This is a genomic window from Candidatus Peregrinibacteria bacterium (genome assembly GCA_016699145.1).
GTDB lineage: Bacteria > Patescibacteriota > Gracilibacteria > UBA1369 > 2-02-FULL-48-14.
This window is the reverse complement of record CP064962.1, coordinates 853,488-871,243: the sequence shown is the minus strand read 5'-3', so window position 1 is coordinate 871,243 and position 17,756 is coordinate 853,488. Positions and strand designations below refer to the sequence as shown.

The 17,756-nt window shown below is 49.3% G+C and carries 16 protein-coding genes and 1 tRNA gene; 6 read left to right on the top strand and 11 right to left on the bottom strand.

Annotation, left to right across the window (positions count from 1 at the left end; translation table 11 throughout):
* Window positions 1-31: 31 nt before the first annotated feature.
* Window positions 32-2,248, bottom strand: a complete 2,217-nt coding sequence (locus IPG41_04870) for a UvrD-helicase domain-containing protein (GenBank protein ID QQR54502.1) — start codon at window positions 2,246-2,248, stop codon at window positions 32-34.
* Window positions 2,249-2,355: 107 nt separating this feature from the next.
* On the opposite strand from IPG41_04870, the gene IPG41_04865 reads away from it, so the two are divergent.
* From IPG41_04865 to IPG41_04855, 3 genes are all read left to right on the top strand, one after another.
* Complete coding sequence (locus IPG41_04865) at window positions 2,356-3,003, top strand: hypothetical protein (protein ID QQR54501.1); 648 nt, start codon at window positions 2,356-2,358, stop codon at window positions 3,001-3,003.
* 12 nt (window positions 3,004-3,015) lie between these two features.
* Window positions 3,016-3,663 (top strand): hypothetical protein, encoded by a 648-nt coding sequence (locus tag IPG41_04860; GenBank protein QQR54500.1) that lies wholly within the window; start codon window positions 3,016-3,018, stop codon window positions 3,661-3,663.
* 217 nt (window positions 3,664-3,880) lie between these two features.
* The gene (locus IPG41_04855) at window positions 3,881-5,728 is read left to right on the top strand and encodes a hypothetical protein (GenBank protein QQR54499.1); all 1,848 of its coding nucleotides are present in this window, start codon (window positions 3,881-3,883) and stop codon (window positions 5,726-5,728) included.
* Between the two features lie 80 nt (window positions 5,729-5,808).
* Here the strand turns inward: IPG41_04855 and IPG41_04850 are convergent, their stop codons facing one another.
* The gene (locus tag IPG41_04850) at window positions 5,809-6,687 is read right to left on the bottom strand and encodes an IS481 family transposase (GenBank protein ID QQR54498.1); all 879 of its coding nucleotides are present in this window, start codon (window positions 6,685-6,687) and stop codon (window positions 5,809-5,811) included.
* Between the two features lie 114 nt (window positions 6,688-6,801).
* Here IPG41_04850 and IPG41_04845 point away from each other — a divergent pair, with 114 nt between their 5' ends.
* Window positions 6,802-8,292, top strand: coding sequence for a fibronectin type III domain-containing protein (locus IPG41_04845; protein QQR54497.1), 1,491 nt, complete (start codon window positions 6,802-6,804; stop codon window positions 8,290-8,292).
* A gap of 95 nt (window positions 8,293-8,387) precedes the next feature.
* Complete coding sequence (locus IPG41_04840) at window positions 8,388-9,308, top strand: MBL fold metallo-hydrolase (protein QQR54496.1); 921 nt, start codon at window positions 8,388-8,390, stop codon at window positions 9,306-9,308.
* On the opposite strand, the gene murA is transcribed toward IPG41_04840, so the two are convergent.
* The 8 genes from murA to IPG41_04800 form a co-directional block, all read right to left on the bottom strand.
* Window positions 9,245-10,501, bottom strand: a complete 1,257-nt coding sequence (gene murA / locus IPG41_04835; GenBank protein QQR54495.1) for a UDP-N-acetylglucosamine 1-carboxyvinyltransferase — start codon at window positions 10,499-10,501, stop codon at window positions 9,245-9,247. The two genes, IPG41_04840 and murA, sit on opposite strands and share 64 nt — an antisense overlap.
* A 28-nt stretch (window positions 10,502-10,529) precedes the next feature.
* The gene (locus IPG41_04830; GenBank protein ID QQR54494.1) at window positions 10,530-10,883 is read right to left on the bottom strand and encodes a hypothetical protein; all 354 of its coding nucleotides are present in this window, start codon (window positions 10,881-10,883) and stop codon (window positions 10,530-10,532) included.
* Between the two features lie 16 nt (window positions 10,884-10,899).
* Window positions 10,900-11,979 carry a transposase gene (locus tag IPG41_04825; protein QQR54493.1) on the bottom strand — a complete coding sequence of 360 codons (1,080 nt, stop codon included), beginning with the start codon at window positions 11,977-11,979 and terminating at the stop codon, window positions 10,900-10,902.
* A gap of 249 nt (window positions 11,980-12,228) precedes the next feature.
* On the bottom strand, window positions 12,229-13,107 hold the full coding sequence (locus IPG41_04820; protein QQR54492.1) for a hypothetical protein: 879 nt from the start codon (window positions 13,105-13,107) through the stop codon (window positions 12,229-12,231).
* A 62-nt stretch (window positions 13,108-13,169) separates the two neighbouring features.
* Complete coding sequence (locus IPG41_04815; protein QQR54491.1) at window positions 13,170-13,943, bottom strand: hypothetical protein; 774 nt, start codon at window positions 13,941-13,943, stop codon at window positions 13,170-13,172.
* Window positions 13,944-13,951: 8 nt separating this feature from the next.
* On the bottom strand, window positions 13,952-14,533 hold the full coding sequence (locus tag IPG41_04810; GenBank protein ID QQR54490.1) for a sigma-70 family RNA polymerase sigma factor: 582 nt from the start codon (window positions 14,531-14,533) through the stop codon (window positions 13,952-13,954).
* A gap of 70 nt (window positions 14,534-14,603) precedes the next feature.
* Complete coding sequence (locus tag IPG41_04805) at window positions 14,604-15,941, bottom strand: hypothetical protein (protein QQR54489.1); 1,338 nt, start codon at window positions 15,939-15,941, stop codon at window positions 14,604-14,606.
* A gap of 94 nt (window positions 15,942-16,035) precedes the next feature.
* Window positions 16,036-16,120, bottom strand: a tRNA-Tyr gene (locus IPG41_04800).
* Window positions 16,121-16,271: 151 nt separating this feature from the next.
* On the opposite strand from IPG41_04800, the gene IPG41_04795 reads away from it, so the two are divergent.
* Window positions 16,272-16,829: a hypothetical protein gene (locus IPG41_04795; protein ID QQR54488.1), complete on the top strand. Its 558-nt coding sequence runs from the start codon at window positions 16,272-16,274 to the stop codon at window positions 16,827-16,829.
* Window positions 16,830-16,901: 72 nt separating this feature from the next.
* On the opposite strand, the gene IPG41_04790 is transcribed toward IPG41_04795, so the two are convergent.
* The gene (locus IPG41_04790; GenBank protein QQR54487.1) at window positions 16,902-17,651 is read right to left on the bottom strand and encodes a DUF4256 domain-containing protein; all 750 of its coding nucleotides are present in this window, start codon (window positions 17,649-17,651) and stop codon (window positions 16,902-16,904) included.
* Window positions 17,652-17,756: the final 105 nt, after the last annotated feature.

The window sequence follows — 17,756 nt, the reverse complement described above, 5'->3', positions numbered from 1 at the left end:
TAGAACCCTATTTTGTATTATTTTGCAAGATTTATATTTTTCGTAAAGGCGCAATGCTCAGCGAGAGTTTTCGGAGGCCAGCCATTTTGAAGGCCACCGTTACCATGCTGCCTGCCACTTGGATCACGACGCCTTCGCCGAAGGTTTTGTGAAAGACACGGTCGCCGTCTTGGAGCTGGGGAATGTCGAAGCCGGCGTCATCTTCCATAGGGATGGGGCGGTTTTCGGGATCATCGGGGGTGAAAGAAACTTCGGGAACGAAGTTGGAATCGGGGTCGCCGAAGATTTTTCCGCCAAAGCCGGGCACGGCAGGGGTGGGCGTATTCCCCTCCACCGAATCTTCGGGCAGATCGAGTAAAAACTGCGAGGGTGCGTTTTGTTTGAACTCACCAAAAAGCATGCGCTGCTTGGCGTAAAGAAGGTAAAGATGGTCCATGGCTCGGGTGATGCCCACGTACATGAGGCGACGCTCTTCCTCGAGTTCGTGGGGTTCAAAGAGGGCGCGTGAGTGGGGGAAAATGCCTTCCTCCAGGCCCGTGATGAAGACGACGGGGTATTCCAGACCCTTGGCGCTGTGCAGGGTCATGAGGGTGACGGAGTTGGGCACATCGTCGAGGTCGTCGAGGTCGGAGACGAGACTGATCTCTTCGAGGAAAGTAGCGAGGGAAATGCGGGGTTCGAGGGCTTCGTATTTGTCGGCCACGGAGATGAGTTCTTGGATGTTTTGGAGGCGCGCCTCACCTTCGGGCGATTGGTCGGCGAGGAGCATGTCGCGGTAACCGGATTCGGCTATGACGTGTTTGATGAGGCCGGCAACGGCGAATTCTTCTGACAAATTGCGGAAGTGGTGGATGAGCGTCGAGAAGGCAGTCATGGCCTTGGAGTCGGTCTGCTTTTCGAGGGCGGTGAAGAAGGACACATCCGCGAGGGTTGCTTCGTTTTGAATCTGTTCGATGGCTTTGGGTCCGATTTTGCGAGCGGGGGTGTTGATGATGCGCAGCAGGCTCACGCTGTCGTTTGGATTTTGAATGACACGCAGGTAGGCGATGAGGTCTTTGATCTCTTTGCGCAGGTAAAATTTGACCCCACCTACAATTTTGTAAGGGATGCCAAAACGCATGAAGGCTTCTTCGAGCACGCGGGATTGGGCGTTGGTGCGGTAGAGCACCGCGAATTCACGGTAGTCGGGGGTGAGTTTTTCGCCGGTCGCTTGGGCGAGGCGGACGTGTTTCAAGATGGCTTCGGCCACCTTGTAGGCCTCGTCGCGTTCGTCGCGGGAGTGCCAGACTTTGAGCTTTTCACCGCCTTCACGATGGGTCCATAATTTTTTTTCTTTGCGCTTTTGATTGCGCTGAATCACCGCATGGGCCGCATCTAAAATGAGTGCGGTCGAGCGATAATTTTGCTCCAGTTTAATGACCAGGGCTTCGGGGTAATCCTTTTCAAAATCGAGGATGTTTTGCATGTTTGCTCCGCGCCAGGAATAAATGGACTGATCGGGATCGCCGATCACACAGAGGTTGCGGTACTTGGCCGCGAGCATTTTCACCAGGGTGTATTGGGCGTGGTTGGTGTCTTGGTATTCGTCCACGGAAATGTAAAGGTAGCGCTCTTGGTATTGGTCGAGAAGCTCGGGGAATTTTTCAAAAAGTTCGACGGTTTTTAAAATGAGGTCATCAAAATCCAGGGCTTGGTTTTGGGCAAGGCGACGTTGGTAGGGCTTGTAGAGTTCGCCGACTTTTTCGGTGAACATATTGTGCGCGTGCTGGGCGTAATCTTCGGGGCCCATGAGTTGATTTTTAGCCTGAGAAATGTGCCCGAGCACGGCTTTGGGGTTGAGCTGTTTTTCGTCGATGTGGCGCTCTTTCATTATTTCCTTCATCAGCACGACTTGATCGTTCGCGTCGTAGATGACGAATTGATTTTCGTAGCCCAAAAGGTGGATGTGACGACGCAAAAGTTGGGCGCAAATCGAGTGAAAGGTGCCCACGGTGGGCATCTCGGTTTCGAAGTCGGGGCGAGCGAGGAGTTTTGTGATTCTTTCCTTCATTTCTCCGGCTGCTTTGTTGGTGAAAGTCACGGCCAAGATGTTCCAGGGACGCACGTTTTTTTCTTCGATCAGGTAGGCCACGCGGGCTGTGAGCGCACGGGTTTTGCCCGAACCGGCTCCAGCGATGATGAGCACCGGGCCTTCGGTCGCCTGCACGGCTTCCTGCTGCTTTTCGTTGAGTCCGTCTAAAAGTGACATGTGCTGGGGAAGGAGGGAGCCCATCGTAGCATGAAGGCAGATTGTTTGCGAAAGTTTTGCAAGTGCATTTTCTTGCCGCCTACAACAGGATGAGTACGATGGAAAGTATGAACTCTTCCACGCTCAAACATTTGCTGCTCGCCGTTCTGCTGGTGGTTTTGACGGTGGTGACGGGGCCGCTGGTCCCGAAAGCCCAGCAAGTGAACAGTTTGGCGATTGGGGAGGAGCTGGGCGTGCTGCCTATGGATCCTGAGTTGAGAGTGATCTTGCCCGAAAAAAGGGGGTCCATTCAAATGAGTTCTCAGTCGGAAGTTTTGTTTTTTGACTTGGATTCGGAGGGGCCTTACACCTTGCGCTATCTTACGATTTTTGTGGAAAGTGAAGGGCTTGTTTTGCCAAACAAATGGGGGGATTGGAAGCTGTACACTGTGGCGGATGGACGCGTGAATTATGGTGAACAAGTGGGTTATGCCGAGGTGTTTAAAGACGGGTTTTTGAGACTGCGAGTGCATTCGACTCCGGCGGCCGGTTATTGGGGTGAGGGGGAGGCGCAATTCGCTCTAGTGGCTCCTATTTATAAGATAGCAGGGGCGGAAAAAACTTCACTGGGGCTGAGCTTTCCGACACTGCTGCCCGAGGGGTTGGACTGGGAATTTGTGGCCGGACACGAAACTGGGCCATGGATGGATGTGGAGGCGGGGCGGATCTTGGGAGTTGAGCTTGTGCGTGACTTGGGGTATAATGAGGAGATTTAATCCAACTCATCAATGCTTTCGCTTCGCACATGTCTTCTGGCTTCCAATGAGCCTCATCGACTTTTTAAAGCTGGAGATTATATTGAGGCAGTAGGAGGAGCTGAGACTCAACATGCCAGAGAACAAACAGAAAAGTTTGCGAAGGAGTTGGATGCTTTAAAGCAAACAATCAAGTACCCTGAACGTACGTCCATGCAAATGGATTCTTATCCTGTCACCGCCAAGGATTCAGGGGGAATCTTAACTGTTTTGAAAGAAAAGATGCCTCATGCGTTTGCTACCGGCGCACTGCTTAAAGCTGCGTATGTGAATATGTCGCGTGAAGCTCGTCTTAAACAGCCGGCTGAAAATATTAATTTGATTATTTCTGGCGATTCACTCAGTGTAAAAGATGGAGTTTTAACCGTCCTACGAGAAGGTGGCCATTCTTTTGAGGTCAATATTTTCCCATGGGATGGACCCGTCATCCCTGTGGCTCCGGCTGCAGCTCCCGCTTCAGAAGTTCCAGCTGCAGAGGTGCCCGTGGCCCCTCCAGAGGTTTCGGTGACTCCTCCTGTGGCTCCTGCTCCTGCTCCAGAGTTGCCGGTTGAAGAGGAGGATAATACCCCTCCCATTCAATTTATGCCTGCCCCTCCCAGACCAGCTGGGGATGGCCGTTGAGGGAATTGAGGCTTGACGTGAATCTTAAAACCTCAGTTGCACTTCAGAAGTCAGGAAACAACATTCGTTTGATTTTGTAAAACTTAATCTGGGGAATCCTCCCCGGGGAGGAATTTCCAACCTGTAAAAAACAGGAAATTGGCTTATTCAAGCCCCTTGCTATTGACTCAATCGCTAAGATGTGTCAGAATGCAGTCTTTTTTAATTTCAAATTTTTATGTCAATCAGAACTTACTTACTTGCTGCAGGGCTGGCTATTGGTGGTGTTAGCGACTCTGTGACTCACGCGGCCCATGCAAGGGAAACCCAAGGATTGGGTTCCCTTCGGAATAATCTTGCTGAAGAGAATAGTGAAAATTTGGCTAATGAACTTATGAATGTTGACTTTAAGGCCGCTCCTCGTACTCAGGAGATTTTGAATGAGCTTTATAGACAAGATTTTATCAGCTTCCTCGAAAATATAGAAAGATTGCACACAGAAGCTATGCAGGAGCTTTTGGTCACTCACACTCCCCCTGTAGTGGATGGGAGCCTCATCGCCAGCAATGGCCTATTGGCGGGTTTGAAGCAGGAAGTAAAGCGTGTCAAAAACCCTGAGTTGGAAGTGCTCCGTTATGAAGCTTTGCTGCGCATGCTAGAAGAACGACGTGAAACGCTTGAAAGCGTTCACCTCTACTGGAGTGGCGTACAAAGCAAACACTCAGTTGCTGCTGGGACCGCACCCGATTCTCCAGAGGGCATTGCTTATAATGATGCCGTTGAACAACAGCAGTTAACGGATCTACGTTTAAATGAACTTGCTGGGTTCATGGAAGATGTTGCCCGTAATTTGGAAACTGCCCGAGGTGCTGAAGTTGAGAAGCGACGACTCGATTTGTTGGAACAAGCCAATTATATTTATGCTGGGTATCTTGATTATGGTACGGATCGAGAAGAAGCACTGGAAGGCTTGCAAGAAGTGAGCGTGGCGTTAGGAAAAGAACTAGATGAAAATAAAGTCAAACTAGAAGAGTTGGCCCGTTCTTCAACTCCAGCGGGTGAACAACTCGCACAGTCTCGGGCTATTAGTGCTTATGGGGATCGCCTTCTTGAGACACTTCAGCAAGTAGAAGAAATGAAGAAATGTTTAGAGGATATGGCTAAGGTCGGGAATCCTATGGCTGGAGCTGCTGTGACACAAGAAACAGCACTCTATGGAACCAATGACGTGGCCACCAGTAATGAGGCAGATGGAGACATGTTTGTGGCGGAGGTATCGGCTCAGCCGGAATGCCCTGCTGTAGATTCTATTGAATTCACTGTTCAAAATCCCTTTGAAGGAATTACAGATCCTGTTTTTGAGGCGCATACCCAGGCCTGGTTGACTCAATTTAATGCTGCTTTTGCGGGAGGTTTAGCGGTTCATAAGTCAAATGATCTTTCGTTCACGGATGAACTTGAGGAAGCGAGCCGTATTGCCTCTACAAATATGGCGTTTGTCCCTGAAACCTTGTATTGGAGTAAAGGTGGTAAAGCTAATGATAAAGTGACCGAAGATTTGAGAAATTCAGTGGATTTGTACTCTATGCCTGCTGAAAAAGTTTGGGCCTCCCTTGCAGAGAAGTGTGATGGCCCTGTGGATACCTGTTACGACTATGCTTCACGGAGCATGATTTATGCAGCTGCACGAGGGGAACGCCTTTACCCAGAGTGGAAAGAAGGAGATGCCAGTACTGCGGGTCAAGTGTGCCCTGCAGATCACTTCTCTGATTTGGGAGGAGTTGCTGCCCCTATGATGCGTGAGCTTTGTGATAAGACTCGTGAACTTCTTGACTCAGATGGGACCTGTACCATGGATGGATGTGCTGAGCGTGGTCAAAAGCAAGGCGATGGTGGGCATCCTGCTGATCCCTATGCACGAATTTATTTGGATGCGTATTCAGGGATGGGAGTGCCCAATCTTGTTAATAATCCTAGTGCAGTAACGGACATGGCTTGGACCATTGCACGTGGGGAAGTGGCGAAGGATTTGAATTTATCTCGAGAAGTTCGTCAAGGCGAACGACGGGAAGAAAGGCATGAATAATCCGAACAATAGATTTTAGAATTCAGATTAACGGTAAGTAAAACTTCAATGGGGGCTCACGGGCCTCCATTGTTTTGTAATCAATAGCTTTGCATCACTTCGTTAGGAGTTAGCATGTGAAGACCCATGTGAGGACGTTCAAAATTGTAATAGTGAAGGAAGTCAGGGATTGCTTTTTTGTAAGCCTCTAAAGTCTTTGGGACTCGGGAGAGGCATTCCTCCTGGATGGTTCTGTTGAATCTCTCCACATAGGCATTGTCTGTGGGTGTTCGTACTCTTGAATGCCTGTGCTGAATTTCATTAGCTACAAGCGTTTTAGTGAGCCACTTGGAAAACTCACTTCCATGGTCTGTCTGGATCATTTTAAGTTCAAAGGGCATGTCTTCTTGTGAGTGCTGAATAAACTCCCAACTTGCGTGGGTTCCAATCTTCATCACCGGCATAGCAGAGGCCCATCTGCTGCACACGTCCAGCATAGTGTATACATAAAGTCTGTCATAATAAGGCCCATCCACAATCGTGTCTATTTGCACCAATATGCCTGGTTTTTCAGGCCGCGGTCTTTCCTCATACTGGTGCCACTTCTTCCACTTGCTGTATTTGGTCATCTCGTTCCTTTTGAGTGTTCTCTTCACACTGGAAAGACTCACTTCGTAGCCATCTCTTTCCAGAAAATAGTGAATCACTTCTGCACACCGCTGGTACTTGAGTCTGTACTCTATGACTTTCTGCACTGTCTCTGCAGAAAGCTCACTGGGGTGCGAATGGGGACGTGAGCTTTCTGTGGGAATGGTGTGGCCATAGTTATTGCCTCTGAGCTTTTCCACCCACCGCACAATGCTGCTTTGGTTAAAACCTGTGTGTCTGGCCACTTCGCGTGTGCTCCAGCCTTTTTCCAGAACTAACTTTGCTGCCTCCATTCGCACCCGAGGCAGATGGGGATTTTGTGTGTATGCCATGTCCATATCTTTGCACAGGGGTGATGCAAAGCTATTGAACCATTACATCCATTTGATTTTGCATGGAATTTTTGCTATAATACTTAGATTTAAAACAAAAATAACTCATCTCGTATGGCAAATCTTTCTCGCAATCTTGCGCGAACTCTAGGCAGCTTAGCCCTGCTCAGTCTGCTTTGTGCACCTTTGGCTCAAGCTGAAGTGCTCACTGACTCCGCGGATTCTGCTCCAAGTGAAGTGGAAAATCTGCAAGCTTATCCGGGCGATGGACAAGTGACCCTCAGCTGGGATGCCGCCACAGATGATGGAGGAGTGGATGGCTATACCCTTTATACCGGACTCGACTCTTATGAAGAGCGCGGTTCTTATAATTTAGGCAGCACCGATGTGGGGGACACCACCACTTATGTGATGGAAAATCTCACCAATGAAATGACCTACTATTTTGCGGTCAAAGCCTATGATGAAGATGGAAACGAATCGGAAGTGTATTCAAATGAAGTGGAGGTGACTCCTGCCGAATCAGATGTGGGCGACTTTACCGGGCCCATGGTTACGGATGCAGAAGCGGTGGCCAACGCTTTGGTGCAAGTGGAATTTTCGGAAGCGGTTTCTTTGCCTTTAGACCCCACCAGCGCCTTCTCTTTGGAAGCCAGCGATGGCGCTTTTGTAGATGTGCTTGACGCGTATGTTTCTGAAGAAGATCCCAGCACGGTGTTCTTGGTCACGGACACGCAAATTGCCGGAGCCGAGTACACGCTCACGGCTGGAATTCAGGTGGAAGATTTGGCCGGCAACCCTGTGAGCAGCGGAACTTCTGACACCGGTTTATTCACCGGCAGCGCTTTAGAACGTGTAGAAAATGACGAACCCGACGGCACTGCCAATGCCAGTTCCACTGAAGCCGACGTGGATGAAGATTTTGAGGTGGAAGAAATTGAAGCCAGTGGCAGCAATGAAGTGGTTTTGCACTTCAGTCAAAAAGTGACTGCTCCTGAAGTCAGTGCCTTTACCATTCAAATGGCCGAAGATGCCTCCGAAGAATTGGAGGTGTTGGCCCTGAGCGTGAATGAAGACGATCTTACAGAAGTGACCCTGGTCACCGAAGACATGGAGCCGGGTTACGACTACGTGCTGACTCTAGATGAAACCTTGCTCAATGAAGCGGGAGATGCCTTGCCTGAAGAGGCTCGCACGGTGGACTTTACCGCACAAACTCTCGATCTTGAAGATGTGATTGCTCCTGAAGACATCACGGACTTGCTCTCTAAAATCACGGCTGAAGACACGGTGCTTCTCACTTGGGATGCCAGTGTGGACAGTGCGGGGGATTTGGCCAAGTACTTTCTTTACCAAAGCATGGATGGAGGGGAGACTTTCGACGACGCGATCAGCATTGATGCAGATGAAACTGAATATGAAGTGGACGATTTGACCCCCGGTGAAAGCTACACCTTCAAGGTGACGGCGGTGGATGAAAATGGAAATGAATCCGAAGGTGTGATGAGCACAGTGAGCTTGCCCGAAGCCGGTCCTGAAATGCTGCTGCTTGGCCTCATGGCCTTGGCTGGAGCGGGTGTGGTGAACCGAAGGAAGAGGGGTTAAGAGATCGACGTTGTTGGAGCTCCGACAACAGGTTTTTAAAGAGGGGGCGCGCAGGGGCATTTGGCGGCCTGGGCTTTTGAGGGCACAGTGTTTGCATGAATTTTAAGCTTTTTTTAGCTTTGATCCTGGGCTTGAACGGCTTCATGGCGGTGAATTTGTGGCGACTCAGCCCGGGCTTGAAGGTGGAGGCGCTGAATATTGGGCAGGGAGATGCCCTTTTGATCACCACGGCTGAGGAGCATCATATTTTGGTGGACGGTGGGCCGGATTCTACTGTTTTGACCGAGTTGGGTGCGGCCTTGCCTCCTGCGTTTCGGGAACTCGATTTGGTGGTGCTGACGCATCCTCATTTGGACCATTTGGCAGGACTTGTCCCTGTTTTGCAGCGCTTTGAAGTGAAGGCTCTTTTGCTTGGGGGTTCCGCCTACGACAGCGAGGCTTACGACTTCTTTTTGCAGGAGGTGGAAGCTTTTGATGGAGCGATTTATTTTGCCGAGGCTACGACGGATTTTCGCCTGGGTTCCAGCACCATAGACGTGATTTATCCTTTTAAGAAGGAAGTGGGGCAGGAATTTGAGGAGATCAACAACAGTTCGGTGGTCTTGCGCGTGGAGGATGGGGAGGGGCATTCCGTTTTGCTGACGGGCGATGCCGAAAAAGAGGTGGAAGCGGAATTGGTGCAGGCTTGGGCAGAAGGGCGGGTGGACTTGGACGCGGACGTTTTGAAGGCGGGTCATCACGGTTCCGAGAGCAGCAGTATCCCTGAATTTTTAGAGGCGGTGGATGCTGAATGGATGCTGATTTCGTGTGGAGTGGACAACAGTTATGGACATCCGCATTCGGTGACGCTCGACAAGGCGGCCGCCTTGGGAATGGAGGTGTTTAGAACCGATTTGGAGGGGCGCATTTCGGTGGTTTTTGAGACGCCGGGCGATGGTGTTTGGGCCCGTTTTTATTCTTGGACTCGTTCGATTTTGGCGCCGAGTGAGCGGAGTTTTTCATCGAGTCGTTCGTAACCACGGTCGATGTAATTGATCTCTGAAATGGAGGTTTCGCCCTCGGCGAGCAGCGCGGCCAGCACCATGGCGGCTCCGGCACGAATGTCTTGGCTCACAATAGGGGTGCCTTTGAGTTTACTGGGCCCCTTGATTCGGGCTTGATGGGGGTTGAGCAAATGGACCTCTGCACCCATGCGTTCCAGCTCCGTAAGATAATTGAGACGACCTTCGAAAAGCGTTTCGTGAACGGCACTTTCCCCGATGCATTGCGTGAGCAGCACCGTGAAGGGGGCTTGTAAATCGGTGGGGAAGCCAGGATAAACGGAGGTTTGCAACTTTTCAGGTGCTTTGAGGGGGCCGTGAGGGAGTACTTTCACTTGATTTTGGCCGAGTTCAAATTGGGCTCCGAGTTCTTCAAGTTTTTGCCAAAAACTGTCCAGGTGATCCACCGGGCAATTTTCGATGGTCACGGTTCCGTTGGTCAGGAGCGTGGCTAAAACGAGGGTTCCGGCTTCGAGGTAATCGGGCGTGACGGTGTACTCCGTGCCATGCAAAAGTTTGCCGCCGTGGACGATGAGCGTGTGAGTGCCGATACCCTGGATGTCTGCGCCGAGGCTGTTTAAAAAGTGACAGAGATCCTGCACGTGCGGCTCGATGGCGGCCCAGCGGATTTCAGATGTGCCCTGAGTGCAAACGGCAGCCATGATGGCGTTTTCGGTGGCTGTGACGCTGGCTTCGGCCATGATGAGCTGGGCGGGTTTTAGGGTGGCTTTCATGTGGATTTCTTCGCTGCTTTCGATGAGCTGTGCCCCTAGGGCAGAAAGGGCGTGCACATGGGCGTGAACCGAACGTTTCCCGAGCACACAACCGCCGGGGTAGGCGAGGCGCACTTCCCCAAAACGTCCCAGCAGAGGGCCTAAAAGCAGGATGGACGCCCGCATGTGTTTGACGAGATGAGCGTCGATTTGAGTGGGGGATAGATGGGCCGGGTTCACAGTCACGGTGCCGGCATTGAAAGTGACCTCTGCGCCCAGACTGGAAAGGATTTTCAAAAAGGCGTGCACATCGGAAATGTCGGGGACTTTGTGTAAGATGACGGGCTCAGTGGCCAAAATAGTGGCTGCTAAAATGGGCAACGCTGCGTTTTTGGAGCCGCTGACTGTGACTGTTCCCTGAAGAGTATGGCCACCTTGGATGAGAAACTTGGGCATTCTATGTCTGAAGAGTGGGCTTAGTCTATCAGGGGGTGTCTTGCTTCGCTAGGGGGTCGGAGCAATTGTATTTTTCCAGGAAAGCACCGTAGCTTCCCTCCACTTGGTGCAAGAGAGCATACACGCCTTGAGTGTCCCCATTCTTTCGCATGGCAACTAATTCTTTTTTATACTCTGCTTGTCTTTCCTCTAAACGTTGCATGGCCTCTTCAGGCAAACATTTCTGCAATGCTGCTTGTGTTTTGACCAGTTGGCTCGGCACAATCTCTGTTGGTTCTGCCTTGAGTGCTACCTGATGGGTTGCTTCTACTTGTGAAGCAGAGGCCTCTGGAGAAGGGACGTCGCAGGCGGTGAGGGCGGCAAGTAAGGCAAGAGCGTTCATAGTCTTGGGATCAGTCTCAGTATAACCATATTTTTGTTTTATGTAAAGCGGCTGTCCGGTTCCATAGTTTCAAGTACACCTCGGGGATGGGGCGAGGGGAGTAGAATAGATGAAAGTAGTGAGCAACTGGAGGTCTCATATTGAGAGATTCATGTGGACGAAGGCAATTATACTCCACGAGCCAATCCGCGAGCACCTCATTAATCTTGTAAATGGGACTGGTTAAGTCCACTCTCCAGTAGAGGTGTTGTTGCAAAGTAAGGTTGAATCGCTCACAAATCGCATTATCTTTTGGTGTTCTGGGGCGAGTGAAGAAGTGCTCAATCCCTTGCTGCTGGCAGGCTTTATGGAAGTACGCCAGGAACTCACTGCCGTTGTCTGTTAAAACAGCTTTAATCTTGGTCTGGAGCACTTCTTCCATCTTTTCCAGCAAAGCTTTGGCCGCCTTGGAACTGTGGTGCTTGGTTACGAGTGCAAAACCTATCCTGGTGGCCACATCCACACAGGTAATGAAGTACAGTTTGTTGAAGGCGCTGTCCACAAACTCAACGATGGAATCTAGGACTACCAAGTCTCCAGGTTTTAAGATTTGGTAGTCCTTGGGGAGTTTCTTTCTTTGGACTTTCCAAGCAGACCTAGGTTTTGGTTTCTTGTGAAACCCGGGGCAGCGATTACGAACCAGTAATCCTTTTGCTGCCAAATAGCGGTACAAGGTGGAAATGCTGTGCTGGTGAAGAAACATGTGAAGCTTCTTGTGGCTCCAATCTGGAAACATCCTTGCATAGCGTTCAATCTCTTGTTTCTCTTCACTGGTGAGATTAAATCCACGTTTGTTATTGGGTCCTGTTATTTTCGGAATAAGACCACCCAGTCCTTCTTCCTTTCTGGCCTTCACCAGCTTTTGTACGTGGCTTCTAGAAGTTTCAAAAGCCCTGGCAGTCTTGGCTTTATTCTTTCCATTATGGTCGTACCAATCCAAAATAAGGATTCTTTCTCTAAGTACGTCTCTCTGCCAGGGCTTTAAAGTAGCTTCGTTAAACTGCCGAAGTAATCTTCTCAGTCCACGAATGCCTTTCGTCATGTTATATTGTTCCATGAGGGAGTTGGGGTGAAGAAGTAAAGTATCTCTACTCTACTCCCTCTTCCTTTTCCCCTGAGCTGTACTTGAAATTCGTGAAACTACGTAGCGGCTTTGGCTGTGAATCTTGAAATTTACTCTATGGCTTCAATAAGCCAATCTCCTGTTTTTTACGGGTTAAAATTCCTCCCCGGGGAGGAATCCACAGATCAAGTTTTGCAAAATAAAACGAACGGCTTTCCTAACTCCTGAATTGAAACTGCGATTTCAAGGTTCACGTGCTTCAATTGCTTCAGGATGCTCTTCGCCGGTCAGTTCTCTGTATAAATCGCATACTTCTTTTCGATTCAAAGGGTTCACTAAGAAAGGATGGGCCACTTTAGGTAGAAAGGCTGGCATGCCTGTTGCGAGGGCTTGAGGGCCAAGGTGGGCGTTTAAAGCACCGAGTAGAGCGAAGTTTTTAGGGGCGCCGGTATCGGTGGTGCGTTCTGGCTCATTCACGAGCCCCCAATAGGTCATCAAGGCCCGTTCTCCATCTCGACCAAAGGCTGGGTAGTAACGCACTCGCATGGCCAAAGGGGTGGCCCCTGAGTTCCAGGCGATGTGGTCGTCTTCGGGCAAGGCGCTGAAGAAATCTGTCTTCTCTGCTTGAAGAATGACGCCGTTCACTTGAGCGTTGACCTCTCCACAGAGTTTTTCAAATTGCTCTTCTTGGTTGCTGTGAATGTGTTCAAAAGGCACGTGAGCAAGGACTCTTTGGCCTTCGGCGTTGATGTAAGCGGGTGCCAAGACCCAAACCATCTCGGCATAGTTTTCCTTAAGGTTGACTCCGACGATGTGGATGCTTTCCCCTGCGTTTTTGTTCACATAAACCTGCTCGGGGTTGGAAGTCCAGCGGGTGAGATGGGGATCTTTGGCAAAGCCGTAGCGTGCTTCCAATTCCTTATGGAAGGCCTCGTGCTCGGCCCGCCCAAATGCAGGATTTTCGTACTTAATAAAAGTAGGGAGCGTGAGCTGTTCTCGCGTTTCGTCGATTTGTTTTGAAATGGCAGCAGCGGCTGATTTGGGAGCACTGGCCATCGCGAAGGTAGCGAGCAGTCCGACGAGGGCTTCACGACGAGAAAGGCTTTGATTGGGGCTTTGCATAGCATCTTAGGTTAGTTGCACCTAAGATGTTGCAGGGGGTTACACTTTTGCCATTTTGTGTTTTAATTCAGGTTGGCTTCCAATTTCTTTGCCCACTCTAAGGTGGCTTCTTCCCAAATTTGAGTATGGTTGATATAGCCGTTTACGGCCTTTGCATGGGTTTCAAAATCCACTCCTTCGTTCACCGTGGGCCACTCCGCCACTTTTCCGGCAAAGGTGTCGATGTCTACGGGCACGTCTATCATCGCGACCAGTTTTCTTTCTTCTTCAATCACTTCGAGAGCGTTGTCGCGCAGTTCGGCGTGCGGGAAACTGCCCGTTTCGGCTTCCTCATCCAGTGTGAGGTCGACGTTTTGGCGCAAGAGATTGATCGCATGTAAGTCTTCTCGAAGCTCGGCCACCAAAATTCCTTCCTCCGTGATGGCGTCGGCGGGTAAGGCCCCTAGCAGAGACTCTGCTTCGCTGAGAGATTCAAAATCTTGGACTTCTGCCAAAGTTTGAGGTGGGTTGGAATCGGGGATGAAAATAGGGCTGAGCACTGCTAAAAGAAGTCCGCCGAGCAGCACTCCAGCGGCTATAGGCTTCCAGAAGAGTTGCCAGAACTTGGCCTTTTGAGAGCTTGCAAATTCCTTGAGCAGCACTTTTTCGGTGATACGATCCCAGTCTTTACGTAAGACAGGCTTTTGATGAGCGGTTTGGAGGCGCAGCGCCATAGCGAGCTCCGGCGTGAGCGGCTGCTTGGGCAGGGGCTTGTTGCTGAGCAAGGCTTCCAAAGCTTCAGAGAATTGCTCCTCTTGAAGCGTCAGTTTTTCGGGTTCATTTTTGAATTCGTTCATGGGTTGCATTAGGAAGTGAGAGCGTAGAGTTGAGCGGCTTTTTTTAAGGCTCGATTTTGGAGAACTTTGACGTAGTTGAGGGTGATTTCCATTTTTTCTGCCACTTGGGTGAGAGTGAGGCCCTCAAAGAAGCGGAAGCGGAGAACCTGTGCGTAGTTTTCAGGGAGTTGATCCATGACTTTGCTTATTTTTTCGCGCACTTTTTCGATTTCTTCGAAGAGAATGGCGTCTTCCGTGGCTTCTTCTTCAGGATCTTTGGCATTCACCCACTCTTCTTCAAATCCAATTTGTTCTTCATCCAGTTCAAAAGTTCTGTTTTGACTTTTGAGCCTCCAAAAGTAGGCGACTTTGTTTCGTGCCACTTGATAGCACCAGTGCAAGAAAGGAACTTCCCCTCGAAAACGAGGCAGGCTGTCGAAGGCAGCGAGCATGATGTCCTGAAAAAGGTCCTCTGCATCGGCTTGAGAACCCACGCGAAAATAGATGAATTTGTATACTTTTTCTTTGTGAGCTTGATAGAGTTGAGAAATAGCCTCGGCTTCACCCGTTTTTGCGCGCTCAATCCATTCTTTTTCGTGCGGATCGATCATGGTTTTTAGCTTAGTGGCTAAGTCAAAAAAAGACCAGGGTGTGTCGCCTTAGTAGTTGCAGGGGGTTACACTAGTTTGATTGCCTCGCATTTACTCTTCCCTCAATTCTGCCGCCCAATTCTTGTTCAAGTCTAGATGGAGCTTCCAAATATAGCCCAAAGTCTTTTAATAGTGCGCTAACTGAGCTTCCCTTATCAAAATCTCCATGTGCCCTCCGCTTGGAAAATTCGTCGAACGCTCGCCGTATATCAGCATTTCTATGCAAATATTGGTGCCACTGCTTGAAGATGTCTAAGTTCTCTGTGTCTTCTGCCAATGCACCACTTTCTTGACCTATGATTTCACGAACAATGAATAAGCCAAATCGACCAAATCCAGTCCTTTGCATCTCTTCTATCCTCTGTTGGCACAAACTAAACAGTTCTTCGTATTTTTTAATGTGAGGACGAGCACGCTTTTCTAAATCGGTACTTGTCATTCGACCAAATCCAGGAATGGTGCTGGCAATACTTGTGATCCGATTTGCTGTCAACGCCGCTCTAGTGACCCATGAGTTGGGCAGTCTTTGCATGGCTGCATTTGCAAATAGGCTGCCGACGCACACACTAGTTGCAAGGAAGGGTATCAAGACGAGATAAGGATTTCCTGAGAGAGCAAGTGGGAAAATGGATAAAGTCGAGGCACCCCCTACGAGCATCATATTACCCAAAAATGCATCGTAACGATTTGATCTGGTTCCATAGTTTGACCTTATGACTTCGCTTGAACGCGAACCATCTGCAATCCACAGTTGTAGGAAGTCATCGTGAGTGAATGTTTGACCCAGCAGGGCTCTTTCTAGAATAACGGTATTCACTTCGGCCCACTCTCCACCACTCATTCCGTCTCCAAGAATAGCTTGAACTGTTGGATCAACAAAGCGTGGATCATAGAGCGAAGCACTTGAGTTCAAAACACCCTCGCTTAAGTCAGCGACTTCTCGTGCTGCATCTCTTACATAAGCTGCACCATCTTCTGAGAGCTCAGCGAATCGAGCCAAAAATTCCGTCATGTTACTAAAAGGTAAGGCGTTGGGTCGATCAAGTGCAGCTAAAATAGTCGCTCGATTGGGTAGGTTATCTCTGAGGCCATCCGTACACTGCGCTACAAGTCCTTGGATTTTTCTTGTTTTGTCTTCCCGAGTGATACGAATTGAATCGTGGTCAATTTGATGGATTTTCATCCTGAACGGATCGACAATCGCATTTTGGATTTCTGCAAGATCAGCAGGGTGGAGGCTAGCCAAGAATTGTCTACCATGAACAGCATCTAGAATGTCTTCTACTGCAAAATTTTCGCCACCAATCACTACAAAGCGTTTCGAGCTCTCTTCTATACTTTCGACTTGAGGATTTTGAGGTGCTTGCATCCCTTGATTATACCTGAAAACATTTCTTCAGTCTACAGGTTACCGTGCGGTCTGGATCGTTTCTTCAACCCAAACCTGTTCAAAAACTTTGTGGTGGTGGGCAGGGAGGGATTCGAACCCCCGAAGGCAGAGCCAGCGGATTTACAGTCCGCCCCATTTGGCCACTCTGGAACCTGCCCGAATTGTTTTGTCGATGGCTAAAACCATCCAAAAGCAGGGGGATTATAGCGTATCGCTCTAAAATCTCAACAAAACCTCATCGCTGGAATTTGACTTATTATATAAAAGTGATATAATTGCATGATGCTTTTTAATTTTTAACACAAAAATATGAAAAACAAAAAGCTCTTGCTCGTCCTGGCCCTTGTCCTTACCGTTGGCCTAGGTGGACCTGCTTATTACCTGCTTTCGGGCGGTGATGCCGAGGATTTTATGGGCCGCTTTGGTCCTAGTAGCCGTAGCAATCCCTCCATAAACAATAGTTCTACTACGGGAACCGCTACCGTTAATCCAGATACCGATAGAGATGGCCTCACGGACAACCAAGAAATACAAGGCGTAACAGTGAATGGCTATAGATATACGTCCAATCCAGGAGTGATGGATACCGATAGTGACGGACTCATTGATTATGCTGAAGTGATGACTCATCAAAGCAACCCTGCTGTAGTGGATACCGATGGGGACAGCCTTCGTGATGGAGATGAAGTGAACACCCATCACACTCGACCTGACCTTATGGACAGTGATGGAGATGGGCTGGAAGACAACCTGGAAGTACAAATTTACGGCACGGATCCTACTCTTTGGGACAGTGACGGGGATGGGGTGGCGGATCCTGAAGAAATCCGAAACGGCACAGACCCTTTGAATGACGACGAATTTTAAATAGGCTAGCTGCCATCAATCAATAAGGCCCTCCTTACGGAGGGCTTTTTTGTGGACTTTTTGAGTTAGCTTCTAAACTCCTAAGGAGCAACGGAACCCGATACGGGAAGCACACATTACGTTTATGTTTACACTTGCGCCCGGATGATACACCATGCCCTTCTGTCCATAAGCAGCTTTTTCAGCTTTTCTGTCTCCACTGGGAAGTAGCCAGGTGTAATTTTTTAAATCCATCTTAACCCCTAATTCTTTGAGAGCTAAATACCGGTCTGTACTCATCAGTTCAAGACCCCCTCCGATTGCCGCTATCTTTGTGAGGACTTCTGGATATGTTAAGGCCTTACCTCTGTTTGTAAGTTCCTCTTCTGACGCATCAAATGAAACAATGGCTCCTGTTTCTGTTAATCCCCGCTCCATTGTGGACTCTTCGCTTAAATCATCAAGCCGGTATTCCCCTTTATCATTAATGCCCGTAAAGTCTGGCTTTCCACCCCACTCTTCCATCATCTTCAATGCGGCCAATTTAGCTGGCTTTGCCCTCAATCTGAGTTCGAGCTTTTCTCTATTTTCTTTTGTGTGGCATGCTAAGTTGTGCTTATTTTGATCGAATCTTTGCAAAATCGTACTCATAAACGCTTCAAGCTCTGGGGAAAGCGGGGTTGCATTTTCACGTGGAGTGGTGGCCTCTGCGATAAGCTCATGAATCTCTCCTTTTTTATCAGCGAATGGCGCTGGGTCAGGCTCTACTCTAAACTCAGTACCAGGTTTGTGCTCTGGTATTGATAATCCCTCTCCTCCGCCTTCAAATAGATCGCCCAACATTGCCATATGTTATTACGGTAGCTCATTTTATGAAATATATATAATTTTGTCAAGCGCAGCGGGAGATCCTGATGGGCCGGCACTATTGACTAGAAAAAGCCCTCT

Coding starts and splice junctions, on each gene's coding strand:
- murA (QQR54495.1), bottom strand. CDS start 10,501: ATGCCCAAGTTTCTCATCCAAGGTGGCCATACTCTTCAGGGAACAGTC.
- IPG41_04870 (QQR54502.1), bottom strand. CDS start 2,248: ATGTCACTTTTAGACGGACTCAACGAAAAGCAGCAGGAAGCCGTGCAG.
- IPG41_04865 (QQR54501.1), top strand. CDS start 2,356: ATGAACTCTTCCACGCTCAAACATTTGCTGCTCGCCGTTCTGCTGGTG.
- IPG41_04825 (QQR54493.1), bottom strand. CDS start 11,979: ATGGAACAATATAACATGACGAAAGGCATTCGTGGACTGAGAAGATTA.
- IPG41_04790 (QQR54487.1), bottom strand. CDS start 17,651: ATGTTGGGCGATCTATTTGAAGGCGGAGGAGAGGGATTATCAATACCA.
- IPG41_04795 (QQR54488.1), top strand. CDS start 16,272: ATGAAAAACAAAAAGCTCTTGCTCGTCCTGGCCCTTGTCCTTACCGTT.
- IPG41_04855 (QQR54499.1), top strand. CDS start 3,881: ATGTCAATCAGAACTTACTTACTTGCTGCAGGGCTGGCTATTGGTGGT.
- IPG41_04840 (QQR54496.1), top strand. CDS start 8,388: ATGAATTTTAAGCTTTTTTTAGCTTTGATCCTGGGCTTGAACGGCTTC.
- IPG41_04830 (QQR54494.1), bottom strand. CDS start 10,883: ATGAACGCTCTTGCCTTACTTGCCGCCCTCACCGCCTGCGACGTCCCT.
- IPG41_04860 (QQR54500.1), top strand. CDS start 3,016: ATGCTTTCGCTTCGCACATGTCTTCTGGCTTCCAATGAGCCTCATCGA.
- IPG41_04805 (QQR54489.1), bottom strand. CDS start 15,941: ATGCAAGCACCTCAAAATCCTCAAGTCGAAAGTATAGAAGAGAGCTCG.
- IPG41_04810 (QQR54490.1), bottom strand. CDS start 14,533: ATGATCGATCCGCACGAAAAAGAATGGATTGAGCGCGCAAAAACGGGT.
- IPG41_04820 (QQR54492.1), bottom strand. CDS start 13,107: ATGCAAAGCCCCAATCAAAGCCTTTCTCGTCGTGAAGCCCTCGTCGGA.
- IPG41_04850 (QQR54498.1), bottom strand. CDS start 6,687: ATGGCATACACACAAAATCCCCATCTGCCTCGGGTGCGAATGGAGGCA.
- IPG41_04815 (QQR54491.1), bottom strand. CDS start 13,943: ATGAACGAATTCAAAAATGAACCCGAAAAACTGACGCTTCAAGAGGAG.
- IPG41_04845 (QQR54497.1), top strand. CDS start 6,802: ATGGCAAATCTTTCTCGCAATCTTGCGCGAACTCTAGGCAGCTTAGCC.